Below are 13291 nucleotides of genomic sequence, written 5' to 3'. Positions count from 1 at the left end.
GCGGAAATCTACAATTTATGACACAATGTGACAAGCCACTTGATGATTTTGTGTTGATCTTTTCAATTCCGGTGCCTTCGTTTTGCAGATGTCCATGACAAACGGGCACCGTGTATGAAAACGGCAGCCGTTCGGAGGGTCGATCGGCGAGGGGACATCACCCGTCAATAGGATCCGTTCCCTTTCCTGCACGGGATTCGGTACAGGGATCGCAGACAGCAAGGCCCTTGTATAAGGGTGCTGAGGCTGTTCGAATATCGACTTTTTGTCGGCGATTTCGACGATCTTTCCTAGATACATCACCATGACGCGATCCGAGATATGGCGCACGACCCCTAAGTCATGCGATATGAAAAGAAAGGTAAGTTCGAATTGCCGTTGCAATTTTTTTAATAGATTCAGCACCTGCGCCTGAATGGAGACATCGAGTGCAGATACCGCTTCATCGCAAATGATCAATTTAGGATCTACGGCAAGTGCCCGTGCAATCCCGATCCGCTGCCTTTGACCGCCGCTGAATTCATGTGGGTATCTTTCCAGCGATTCAGGTCTCAGGCCGACATGTCCCAATAATTCCTCAATCCTGCCCCGGCGATTTTCTTTAGGCACTACATTTTGAATCGCTAAGGCTTCTCCGAGAATTTGCCCGATCGTCTGTCTAGGATTGAGGGAGGCGAAGGGATCCTGAAAGATGACCTGCAAATCCTTCCTCGTACGCCTCATATCCTTTTTTCCTAAACGTAAAAGGTCCTTGCCCTGAAAGTGTATCTGCCCGCTTGTAGGTTGATCCAATCGAAGGATGGCCCGTCCGGTTGTCGATTTACCACAGCCGGATTCACCGACTATACTTAACGTTTCCCCCTGATAAATATGGAAGCTGATGTCGTCGACGGCCTTTACATGGTTAACGGTCCTTCCGAAAAAACCACCCTTGATCGGGAAATATTGCTTCAATTGATCTACTTTAAGCAAAACCTTCTTGTCTTCCACCGTTGCTCCCATCATTGAACCCCCACTTTCTCTTCCGCTTCATATTCTTTTTCCCATTGCGGGGTATACATCCAACAGCTGACCAATGTGTCGGGTCCGATTGATTCGAGATCCGGTACGGCTTGTTCGCAAATGCTCTTCGCATGTGCACAACGGGGTGCGAAGCTGCAGCCCTTGGGCATATCATACGGACTTGGAACGGTCCCGGGGATGGTGGTCAATTCCTCCTGATCCAAGTCGAGGCGAGGAAGGGAGTTCAATAATCCGATGGTGTAAGGATGTTTAGGGTTGGTGAAAATTTCTTTCGCCAAGGTGTATTCAACCATTTTTCCGGCATACATCACCGCCACCTTATCGCATGTTTCATACACGACACCTAAATCATGCGTGATTAAAATCACAGCCGTTCCGAAATCCTTTTGCAGCGATTTTATCAGTTCCAGGATTTGCGCTTGGATCGTCACGTCAAGCGCCGTCGTAGGCTCATCCGCTATCAATACCTCAGGGTGGCAGGCAAGTGCCATCGCAATCATGACCCTTTGCCTCATTCCGCCGCTCAGTTCATGCGGTTCCTGCTTTGCCCTTTTTTCAGGGGAAGGGATTCCGACAAGCTGAAGCATGTCGACCGCTTTGTTCCACGCTTCTTTTTTTCCAAGCTTTTGGTGAAGCCGGATGGCTTCTGCAATTTGTTCGCCCGCTGAATATACCGGATTCAATGAAGTCATCGGTTCCTGGAAGATCATCGAAATTTCGTTTCCGCGAATCGACCGCATTTGTTTTTCGGTTTTGGCAAGCAGGTCCTCTCCTTTAAAAAGGATGCTGCCGCCGGTGATTTTACCGGGAGGGGATGGAATTAACCTTAACAGGGATAAGGAGGTGATGCTTTTCCCGCTTCCTGATTCCCCTACGATTCCAAGCGTTTCTCCTTTGTTCAGGGTGAAGCTGATTCCATTCACGGCTTTGCTTATTCCTTCGTCTGTGAAAAAGTGAGTTTGTAAATTTTTAACTTCCAGGATTTTTTCATCAAACTGTTTCATCACGTACCTCCTTAGTTTAGGTCTATTCGCTTGTTAAAGTATCGATAGAGGACATCGACAGCCAAATTCATGAATACGAAGATGACGGAGGCGATAAGGACACCGCCTTGGACCATCGGCAAATCCCTCGTTCTGATGGCATCCACGATCAATCGTCCAAGTCCGTTGATGGCAAATACGGACTCGGTCAATACGGTGCCGCCAAGGAGTGCACCGAACTGGAGGCCAACGACCGTAATGACGGGGATCAGCGCATTTTTCAGCCCGTGCTTATAAATGATGACATGCTCCTTCAATCCTTTTGCTTTCGCGGTACGAATGTAATCCTGACGAACGACCTCAAGCATGCTTGACCTGGTCATCCGGGCGACAATCGCCGCTCCGCCGGCACCAAGGGTTATCGCAGGCAGGATCATATGCCTGAAGGTCCCCCAGCCTGAAACGGGAAACCAATGAAGATTGACGGAAAAAAAGTAGATGAGCATCAGCCCTAACCAAAAACTAGGCAGGGAGATTCCTAATAAAGCAACGATCATGATGGAAATGTCAGCTGCAGAATATTGCTTGGTTGCCGAGATGATTCCGGCCACCATTCCAAACACGACAGTGATGAAAATACTGGCAAGTGCGAGTTCAAGGGTAATTGGCAAGCGGACCATAATCTCGTCCAGGACAGGGCGGCTGCTCCGGAGGGATTCGCCGAAATCGCCTTGTACGGCATGAATCACATAATCAACGTACTGATAGATGATGGGGCGGTCCAAACCAAGCTGGTGCCTGATCATTTCTATCGTTTCTTTTGTCGCACCTTCACCTGCAAGCAGGGTTGCCGGGTCACCGGGAACCATCTGCATGATGAGGAAGACGACTAAACTTACTCCTAACAATACCGGTATCGTTTGCAAAATGCGCCGGACGATGAATACGAACATGTTCTCTCCTCCTTATTTTTTCATTCTTGGGTCCAAGGCGTCCCTCAACCCATCCCCGAAGACATTGAAGCCAAGTACAAGTGTGGATATGGCGATGCCCGGAAATAAAGCGATGTGCGGAGCGCTGAACAAATAGTCCCGTCCGCTGCTTAACATCGCGCCCCATTCCGGTGAAGGAGGCTGGGCTCCTAGTCCGAGGAACGACAAGCCGGCTGCCGAAAGAATGGCCGTTGCCAGGCGCAATGTCGCTTGTACGATGACGGGTGAAAGGATATTAGGGAAAATGTGCTTGAATATGATCGTGAAATCGGTGGCTCCCAATGCACGAACGGCGTCAATGTATTCAAGCTTCCTGACCGAAAGTGTGGAACCCCGTACGATTCGGGCGAACATGGGGATGGAAAACACACCAACCGCTACCATTACGTTGATTAAGCTTGGTCCCAGGGCGCTTATGATGGCAAGGGCCAGCAATATTCCCGGGAAGGCAAGCAGGACGTCCACGATCCTCATGATGACCGTATCGATCCACTTTCCATAATAGCCAGCCGTCAATCCCAAGAGGATGCCAATGAAGGCGCCGAAGAAAACGGAAACGAATCCCACCGTTAAGGAAAGGCGAGTCCCATATAATAACCTGCTCAAAATATCTCTTCCCTTATCATCCGTCCCCATCCAATGCTCTGCCGTAGGTGGCTGAAGCTTGTTGACCAAATCGATTTCATATGGATCCTGCGGTGAAACGACAGGTGCAAAAATGGCCAATAAAATATAAAAAAGTACGATGTATCCGCCTACCAATGCCAACTTATTTCTTTTGAACTTTTTATAAAAGGCTTTCCAGTTTTGTAGTTTTGTAGATTTGTTTTTGTTTAGCTTCAATCCTGGATTCTTGATAACGACCTCTGGCTTCATGACAGTTCCTCCTTTTCTTTCATTTAATTTATGCAAAATAGGTATCGAAGTAAATATGATGCCTGAAAGCAGTAAAGATAATAAAAAAATGAGTAAAGATTCTGAAAATATAAAATTTTGTTTTTTCTTATAATTTGATTATGCCCAATGTGCTCATCGTAAAAGTTGCGTGGAAATCAAAGGGAAGTAGGAAAGGGAGGAACAACTATCATGAGAAAAGGTATAACTGGATTACTATTTGCATCGTTATTATGTATCTCGACGGTTTTATCTGGATGTACATCAGATCAAACAAGCAGCAAGAAGCCAGAAAGGGAAGCGAAGGAAGGGGGAACATTGGTCGTTGCGCGGCTCTCTGATGCGACGACACTTGATCCGCATTTCATTACGGACATTCCTTCGGCAAACGTCGTCTATGAAAAGGTGTATGAAACATTGGTCGTTCCTGACAAGGACATGAAACCACAGCCATTGCTCGCGAAGGAATGGAAACAGCTCGATGATAAAACATGGGAGTTCAAATTGCGTGAGGGCGTGAAATTCCATGATGGGGCACCTTTCAATGCTGAAGCGGTAAAAACCAATTTCGACAGATTACTGGATCCGAAGACTTCTTCGCCACAGGCCGGGAAATTGGAAATGATCAAGGAAATCAAGGTAGTGGATGATACGACTGTACAGTTCAAACTGAAATATCCATATGCTCCCCTACTTTCGATATTGGTCAGTAATGAAGGAAGCATTTTAAGTCCAAAGGCGATTAAAGAGCATAGTGATAAACTTGGCCAAAATCCGGTTGGGACAGGACCATTCGTTTTCAAATCGTGGAAATCGGGAGAAGCGATCGAGCTGGAAAAGAATGAAGACTATTGGGGGAAAGAACCGAAGATCGATGGGGTCGTATTCAAGGTCGTCCCTGAAGATGCAACGAGAATTGCGATGATCGAAACGGGTGAGGCACATGTGACCGATCAAGTGCCCGTGACGGAAATCGATCGCATCGAGGCGTCGGACACGATGGGGCTTTATCGCACCGAAGGACTTGCCGTCGAATACTTAAGCTTCAATGTCAAGAAAAAGCCGTTCGATGATGTTCGTGTCCGGAAAGCGGTCGCACATGCCATCGAAGTCGATTCCATCATCAAAGGGGTATATAACGATGTTGGTACAAAGGCAAATTCAACGATGAGTCCGAAGGTTTTCGGCTATGATCCGAATATAAAGGGATACGATTATGATATTAATGAATCCAAAAAGCTATTGAAGGAAGCCGGAGTCAAGGAGGGCATGGAAATCACTTTAACGACAAGTGACCGTAAGGAAAGAATTAACATGGCAGAGGTGATTCAATCCCAATTAAAAGGAATTGGAATCAAGGTGAAAATCCAAGTTCTTGAATATGGAGCTTATATTGATGCGACCGCCAAGGGGGAGCATCAGGTTTCCATAGGCGGCTGGGGCAATGCGACAGGCGACGGGGATTATAATCAATTCAATCTTTTTGATAGCAAATCCCAAGGTGCAGCAGGGAATAGCTCATTTTACAGCAATCCTGAAGTGGATAAATTGATCGAAGCGGCACGACAGGAATCAGATGGCGATAAACGTAAGGAACTTTATTCGAAGGCACAGGAGATCGAAAGGGAAGAGGTGCCGTATGTTCCGATCCGGAACTATGAGCATCTGGCTGTTTATGGCGAAACGGTTAAAGGGCTTTGGCTGAACCCGGCAAATTATTTAATGCTCGATGACATAACCGTTCAATAAGGAATGGATCAAAAGAAAAGACAGCATACGATGGTTATGCTGTCTTCTCGATTAGGAGGGGAAATATGATCGATCTGCTGCTCATTCACGGAACTGTAATTACGATGGATCCAAACAGGCGAATCCTTTCGGATGGTGCCATCGCCATAAACGAAGGACGGATTTTAGACGTTGGCATAACCGGAAAACTTACATCGAAGTATGAAGCGAAAAAAGTGATCGATTGCAGCCATCAATGCATATTGCCAGGATTGATAGATGTTCATGGTCATGGGGGGCACTCGATGTTCAAGACCATCGCGATGGAGAATATCGATTTTTGGATGCCGATCATGACGAATACGTATAAACATTTTGTAACCGATGATTTTTGGTACTACGAAGGAAAGCTCTCCGCCCTTGAGAGATTGAAGGCGGGTGTGACAACGGGTGTAAGTGTGTTAGGCTCGATGCCGCGATCCGATGACCCGATTTTCGCCATCAATCATGCGAAGGCTTATGCCGAGGTGGGGGTGAGGGAGGTTATCTGCACAGGTCCCTGTAACCCTCCATGGCCTCATTCATTCAGTCGATGGGTTGATGGGAAAAGAATCGTGAAGGAGGTTACCTATGAAGAGGTATTAAAGGGAGCGGAAGCAGTGATTGAAGCACTGAATCATGCAAATGAAGACAGAACAAGGGCCTTCATTACACCTTTTGTCATCGTCACATCGGTTGACCCCTCCAATCCCACAGCTCCTGACAGGCTATATGGGCTAAGTGATCATGATCTTTATCAAGCGAAAAGAATTCGGGAAATTGCCCGTAAATATGATACGAGGATTCATTCCGATGCTTTTGGCGGGATGATCCATTTAGCGATACAAGATAAGCAGAATGCCCTGTTGGGTCCGGATGTCCATTTACAGCATTGTCGCGGCATTTCCTTCGATGAGGCAAGGATACTGGCAGAAACGGGGACGAATGTCAGTGCCTCGCCAGGTTTTGGACAGGTGCTTGCCCGAACGCCGATCACTGAATTATTGGAAATGGGGGCAACGGTGGCGATCTCTACCGATGGAACCTCGCCTTCGACTAGCTTTGATATGTTCCAGGCGATGAGGAAAACCCAATTTGTTCACCAGGCGGCACTACGGGATTATTACTATTTACCCCCAGGAAAACTGCTAGAAATGATTACGATCGATGCGGCGAAATGCATTGGCTGGGATGATGAAATCGGTTCGCTTGAGATTGGGAAGAAAGCGGATGTAATTACGGTCAATTTGCATCAGCCGCATCTGACTCCTGAATTCATGCATGTTCATCGGCTTGTCTTCCAAGCAGTGGCGAATGATGTGGAGCATGTCATCGTCGATGGGAAATTAATCATGGAGGGGAGGGAGGTCCGAACCGTTCATGAAAGTACCGTACTCGACGAAGCGAATGAAGAAGCCTTTTCGACGATCGAGCGTGCGGGGCTGGAAAAGTATATGAAGCCGACGAAATATTTCTGGGGACACGCCAGGGCCTATGTCGATGAAAGGAGATATGACGAACGGGAAAACGCTGCGGCATTGCGGAAAGGGGAATAAAATGAAAACGAAGCTTAAAGGAAGATACGTAATTGGTCATGATGGCTGCGATCATGTCATTTTGGAAAATGCGGAGGTCGTATATGAAGGGGATACGATTTTGTATGTAGGAAAAAAGTATTCGCAAGAAGTGGATGCGGTATTGGACGCCGGGAATGCCATCATTAGCCCCGGCTTCATTGATTTGAATGCGTTAGGGGACATTGACCATGATATCTTGCATTTTGAAGCTGGCTCCGATAGACAGAAAAATCTGCTTTGGTCAGAGGACTATATCAAAAGCGGCCATCCCGAATGGATGTCCAAAGAAGATGAAGCTTTCAAATCTCTATATGCATATTCACAGCTCATCCTTCATGGCGTGACGACGGCGATGCCGATTACCTCCGTTTTTTATAAAAGCTGGGCCGAAACCTATGAGGAGTTGGCAACTGCGGCGGAGCATGCAGCTGGATTGGGGCTAAGGATTTACTTGGGGCCAAGCTTCCAATCCGGGATCAGGGTCGTCCAGCCTAACGGCAAGGTAAAACTGCACTGGGATGAAAAGGCCGGTGAAGCTGGATTACGAAGGGCGGTCGAGTTTGTCGAAACGTTCGATGGAGCCTATGATGGCCTGATAAGAGGGATGCTTGCCCCAGAACGTGTAGAGTGCCAAACGGCAAATAGTTTAAAACAGACAAAATACTATAGCGATAAATTGGGTGTACCGATCAAGCTTCATGCTGCCCAGGGGAGCTTTGAATTCGAGACGATATGGGAAGCTCATCACGTGACACCGATTCAATACTTGTACGATCTTGGTTTCCTCGGTCCAAGAACGGGAATTCCCCACGCCCATTATATTTCAGGATACAGCCGAGCGAAATATGGCCAGAGTGATGACTTGGCGCTTCTCAAGGAAACGAAGACAACGGTGATTCATTGCCCGCTGATTATCGGCAGGCATGGCGAGGCGCTGGAATCCTTCGCTGAATATAAAAGGGCAGAAATCAATATAGCCCTTGGAACGGATACATTCCCTCCAGATATGTTCCAAAACGTAAGGGTAGGCAGCATGCTTTCACGAATGGCGGAAAGTGAAGTGGAAGGCTCCACGTATGCCGACTTGTTTCGGTCCGCGACTCTTGGTGGAGCCGCTTTTCTTGGCAGGGACGATTTAGGCCGGATTGCCCCAGGGGCAAAGGCCGATATCATTGCGGTCAGCCTGGACAGCTACCATATGGGTGTCATGGATGACCCCATCCGAACCATGTTTATAAGCGGCACCGGGAAGGACGTTACCTTATCCATCATCAATGGGAAGATCGTCATGAAAGATCAAATGATCCCCGGCCTTGATTTGAAAGAGATGAATAATAAGGCGCAAAAATATTTCAATAGGATGAGAAGCGGATATATGGAGAGGGATTATCAGAAACATCCTGAGCAACAGTTGTTTAAGCCCTCATTTAAGATGGTAGAATCAGTTGCTCCCCAATCAGGAATAGAGAGAGAAAAGAAGTAAAGAAAGTGCAAAATATAGTAAATATTTTCACGATAAATAGTAAGAATATTTTCTATAATTAGATAAATATACAAAAAAAGAAATCGGGAGGTCATGGTCCATGGCAGGTAATCTTGGCATAGGAAGGCTTATTCTAGTCATGTTCATCGGATTGATCATTACAGGCTGTTCTTCTAACAATGGTGTAAGTGAAACGGCAAACGATTCGAGCGTCGCATCAAAGGAAGGGGGGACATTGGTCATTGCCCGTTTATCGGATGCTGAAAATCTGGATCAGCAGTTCATGTCCACGATTAATGCTGCCAGTGTCACGCACCATAAGATCTATGAAGGACTGGTGCAGCGGGATAAAAATGGCGAGATACAGCCTATGCTCGCAAAATCGTGGAAGCAAAAAGATGACACCACTTGGGAATTCAAGCTAAGGGAAGATGTAACGTTTCATGATGGTATACCATTCAACGCAGATGCAGTAAAAAAGACGTTCAATCGATTATTGGATCCGGCAGTTGCCTCTCCTAGAGCGGTCGTATTTGAAATGGTGAAAGAAGTGAAGGCGGTTGATGAATATACCGTGCAATTCATACTTAAGGAGCCATTTTCCCCGCTGCTTTCAATCTTGGCGAATCACGAAGGGGGAATCATCAGCCCGAAAACGATCGAGAAGTATGGCAAGAAAATTATCCAGGAACCGAACGGCACAGGTCCTTTCGTATTTGATTCATGGTCCCCGGGACAGGAAATCACCTTGGTGAAGAACAAAGACTATTGGGGAAATGAGCCAAAGGTGGACAAGGTCATTTTCAAGGTTGTCCCTGAAGATTCGACGCGGATATCGATGATTGAAACCGGTGAAGCACAGATAGCGGAGCCTCTTCCGATAGCGGTCATGGATCAAGTGGAATCCTCAGCGGCAATGGATGTTTACCGCAGCGAGGGATATGGTACCGAATATTTAGGGTTCAATGTCAAGAATGAACCATTCAATGATGTCCGGGTCCGTAAAGCGATTGCCCATGCCATTGAAATGGATTCGATCATTAAAGGCGTCTTTAATAATGTCGGAGTAAAGGCGAACTCGTTGATGGGCTCTAAAGTATTTGGGTATAATGCAAGTTTGGAAGCCTATGATTATAATCTCAAAGAAGCCAAAAAGCTGATGGCCGAAGCCGGATATTCAAAAGGCTTGGACGCTACCATCCTTACAATGGATAGTAAAGAAAGAGTCAACTTGGCCGAGGTCCTGCAATCGCAACTAAAAGGAATCGGAATCCACTTGAAGGTACAGGTCATGGAGTACGGGTCGTTCGTGGAACAAGTGAATAAAGGGCAATCGGAAATGTTCATCATCAGCTGGAGAAACGCGACAGGTGATGCCGATTATAATCAATACAATCTATTTCATACGAATTCACAGGGAGCGGCCGGCAATACGTTCTTTTACAGCAATCAAAAGGTTGATGATTTGATAGATGCGGCAAGGAAAGAAAAAGAAGAACAAAAGCGCAAGGAATTATACGCCGAGGCCCAGGAAATCGAAATGGCGGATACCCCATATATTCCGGTAAGGGTCATTGAAAACGTAGCTGCGGTCGCAAAGGATGTAAAAGGCTTCTCGATCAGCCCTTCAGGCTATCTCGAAATTAATGAAGTAACGATAAAGTGATGAAAGCAATGGGTCCGCCCCAATATAGGCGGGACTCCGTTTGCTGATGAAAAGGTTTCTGAGATTTCTTCAGAAGCCTTTTTGTTTTAACTCGATTACTGTGATGTGACTTTCCACGGCACTCTGGATGAAACGAAAATTTGGTGCTCAGTCTAAATTGGCGAGTAAAGGCACGAAACTCGCGAGTAAGGTGGCCCAGTGGAAAGGGAGCGCCTGTAGCGGAAAGGAACAGTCCAAGTCCAATCCATCCCAACTTGGGGCAATTTATGCAATATGTAAAAATAACATAAAAATGAGTAAAAATTCTGAAATTATTCAATTTGCAGGAGAGCTATAATGAAAGGGACGCATGTTCAATATGTAGTGGAAGGGTGAGTTCAATGTCACGATCGTATTGGTTGACGAATGTTCGGCTGGAAAAAGGCTTCACGTATAATGAAAATGAAGTGATCACCGGTACGGAAACCGGGAATTATCACATTAAGATTGAGAATGGGAAAATATCCGCGATTTTATCGGCTAAGGAATCTTTACCAGATCAAGACCCGCAGCATGATGCAGGGGGCCTGCTGATGGTTCCTTCGTTTAAGGAAATGCATATCCATATTGATAAAACTTACTACGGCGGGCCATGGAAGGCTTGCATGCCTGCCATAAACGGGGTGAAAACAAGGATAGAAGAAGAGCAGGCGTTACTTCCTCAGCTGTTGCCTACCGCCAAGGCAAGAGCGGAAAAAATGCTCGATTTATTATTGGGTTTCGGATCTACGCATATACGCACCCATTGTAATGTAGATCCCGTAATTGGCCTGAAAAATTTAGAGGCCACCGTTCAGGCTTTGGAGGGATACAAAGATAAATTGACGTATGAAATCGTCGCCTTCCCCCAGCATGGCCTTTTACGTTCGAATTCCGTAGGGCTGATAAGGGAGGCCATGAAAAATGGGGCAAACCTGGTAGGCGGTGTCGATCCCGCCACCATTGATGAAAACATCGAGCGATCACTTGAAACGATCATGGATATTGCGGTTGAATCGAATTCGGATATCGATGTCCATCTTCATGATCCGGATCAGCTTGGGCTGTTTACGATGCAGCGGCTCGCTTCCATGACGGAAGACGCAGGTTGGCAGGGAAGGGTGACGGTGAGTCACGCCAGCGGGTTAGCAGATCTTTCGGTTGCAGAGGCAACGAGTATAGCCGAAAGGTTTTCGGAATTGGACATCTCGATTACCTCCACTGTGCCTATCTTCAGAACGATCCCGATCCCGCTGCTCCGTGAAAAAGGAGTGAAAGTCGAGCTGGGCAATGACAGCATCACGGATCATTGGACTCCATTCGGAATCGGTGACAATCTTGAAAAAGCAGGTCGTCTTGCCGAGAGGTTCCGCATGATTGAGGAACGTTCCTTGGCAAGCAGCCTGCAGCACATAACAGGCGGAAGGACGCCATTGAACCAAGAAGGAGTCAGTACATGGCCGAATGTTGGCGATGAGGCGAACATCGTCCTGCTACAAGCAAGCTGTTCGGCAGAAGCAGTGGCTAGGAGGGCGGAGCGGGCCGCTGTCATCTTCAGGGGCAATGTCGTAAGCGGGTCGATTTCAGCTTTTGCGACGACAGGTGTTTAATCTTCTATTAAAGAGAGTGATGAAATGTATAAAGCATACTGGCTTACCAATGTTACGCTTGATAGCGGATATGTTTATGAGGATGGGAGCCTGGAAGGAACGGAAACCGCATTATACAACATCCGGATAAAGGATGGGGTGATCGAAGAAATGCAAGTGGCCCAAGGCCTGCCTTTGATGACGGATCTGCCCGTACAAGATGCCAAAAAGCTGCTTGCCCTTCCCCCTTTTAAAGAGATGCATAACCATCTTGATAAAACCTATTTAGGACTTCCATGGAAATCGTGCACCCCGGTGCCGAATTTAACGGAACGATTGAAATTGGAAGCGGCGGAGCTGGCTGAATTGGCACGGACCGGGCAGCATCGTGCGGAACAAATGCTTCAGCTTTTGCTGCAGGGCGGCGCGACGCACGTCAGAACTCATGTGAATATCGATCCGTACATTGGTTTGAAGAACTTGGAAGAAATTCAGAAAGCGTTAGATTGCTTCAAAGGCAAAATGACGCATGAAATCGTGGCTTTCCCGCAGCATGGATTGCTCCGGACGAATTCGACCGAATTGATGAGGCACGCGATGAAAGCGGGGGCTTCGATAGTGGGCGGCTTGGATCCTGGCGGAATCGATCAGAATATTGAAGCCTCCCTCTATGAAATGATGAACCTAGCTGTTGAGTTTGATGCGGATATTGATATCCATCTGCATGATCCGGGACATCTTGGGTTTTATACGATCAAGAAACTGGCCTCCTTGATCGATGAAGCGGGATGGAAAAACAGGGCGGCCATCAGCCATGCCTTTGCACTCGGTGATGTTTCCCTTGAAGAATCCGCTGGAATGGCGGAGGAATTAGCAAGTCTGGGGATTTCCATCATGTCTACGGTTCCGATTAACCGGGTCATGCCCCGAATCGATGTATTGCATGAAAAAGGTGTTCACGTAGCTCTTGGCTGTGATGGGTTTTATGACTCATGGTCTCCATTCGGTACAGGCGATATGCTGGAAAAGGCGGGCCGGTTGGCCGAGAGTTACAAGTGGAAGGATGAGTATGCATTGTCTCAATCGCTCCAATTCATAACAGGAGGCATCAGGACACTGGACCGTGAAGGAAACCGTCTATGGCCGAAGATGGGGGATGCGGCAAGCATGGTACTGGTGGAGGCATCATGCTCTGCCGAGGCAGTGGCAAGAAGATCAAGAAGGGCAGCGGTCATTTCCGGTGGTAGTCTGATTTACGGTGGATTGAACAGGGAAACGGCCTTGGCGAAGAAGTGAATT

10 protein-coding genes are annotated in these 13291 nt (G+C 47.2%); 6 read left to right on the top strand and 4 right to left on the bottom strand.

The genetic code is table 11. The annotated features are described in order from the left end of the window. Positions 1-15 precede the first annotated feature (15 nt). Genes MHI53_RS19970 through nikC form a run of 4 tightly spaced genes read right to left on the bottom strand, consistent with a single transcriptional unit; the run spans position 16 to position 3874 of the window. Positions 16-1002, bottom strand: a complete 987-nt coding sequence (locus MHI53_RS19970; protein ID WP_061140876.1) for a dipeptide ABC transporter ATP-binding protein — start codon at positions 1000-1002, stop codon at positions 16-18. After that, entirely contained in the window at positions 1002-2027 is a 1026-nt protein-coding gene (locus MHI53_RS19965; RefSeq protein WP_340372065.1) for an ABC transporter ATP-binding protein, read from the bottom strand. The genes MHI53_RS19970 and MHI53_RS19965 overlap by 1 nt, the downstream gene beginning before the upstream one ends. An 11-nt stretch (positions 2028-2038) precedes the next feature. Next, positions 2039-2959 carry a nickel ABC transporter permease gene (nikB, locus tag MHI53_RS19960; RefSeq protein ID WP_061140874.1) on the bottom strand — a complete coding sequence of 307 codons (921 nt, stop codon included), beginning with the start codon at positions 2957-2959 and terminating at the stop codon, positions 2039-2041. Positions 2960-2971: 12 nt separating this feature from the next. After that, on the bottom strand, positions 2972-3874 hold the full coding sequence (gene nikC, locus MHI53_RS19955; RefSeq protein WP_100532835.1) for a nickel transporter permease: 903 nt from the start codon (positions 3872-3874) through the stop codon (positions 2972-2974). A gap of 210 nt (positions 3875-4084) precedes the next feature. Here nikC and MHI53_RS19950 point away from each other — a divergent pair, with 210 nt between their 5' ends. The 6 genes from MHI53_RS19950 (at position 4085) to MHI53_RS19925 (ending at position 13288) form a co-directional block, all read left to right on the top strand. Continuing rightward, positions 4085-5641, top strand: a complete 1557-nt coding sequence (locus MHI53_RS19950) for a glutathione ABC transporter substrate-binding protein (RefSeq protein WP_061140872.1) — start codon at positions 4085-4087, stop codon at positions 5639-5641. Positions 5642-5706: 65 nt separating this feature from the next. Further along, positions 5707-7215, top strand: a complete 1509-nt coding sequence (locus MHI53_RS19945) for an amidohydrolase family protein (protein ID WP_340372064.1) — start codon at positions 5707-5709, stop codon at positions 7213-7215. 1 nt (position 7216) lies between these two features. Then, complete coding sequence (locus tag MHI53_RS19940; RefSeq protein WP_061140870.1) at positions 7217-8719, top strand: amidohydrolase family protein; 1503 nt, start codon at positions 7217-7219, stop codon at positions 8717-8719. A 100-nt stretch (positions 8720-8819) separates the two neighbouring features. Continuing rightward, positions 8820-10385, top strand: coding sequence for a glutathione ABC transporter substrate-binding protein (locus MHI53_RS19935; protein ID WP_340372063.1), 1566 nt, complete (start codon positions 8820-8822; stop codon positions 10383-10385). Positions 10386-10765: 380 nt separating this feature from the next. Then, positions 10766-12013, top strand: a complete 1248-nt coding sequence (locus MHI53_RS19930) for an amidohydrolase family protein (protein ID WP_340372062.1) — start codon at positions 10766-10768, stop codon at positions 12011-12013. A gap of 24 nt (positions 12014-12037) precedes the next feature. Then, positions 12038-13288, top strand: coding sequence for an amidohydrolase (locus MHI53_RS19925; protein WP_340372061.1), 1251 nt, complete (start codon positions 12038-12040; stop codon positions 13286-13288). The last annotated feature ends 3 nt before the right edge of the window (positions 13289-13291 follow it).

The sequence above is a fragment of the Peribacillus sp. FSL E2-0218 genome, assembly GCF_037992945.1.
Taxonomy (GTDB): domain Bacteria; phylum Bacillota; class Bacilli; order Bacillales; family DSM-1321; genus Peribacillus; species Peribacillus simplex_B.
This window is presented reverse-complemented; position numbering and strand designations above follow the sequence as displayed.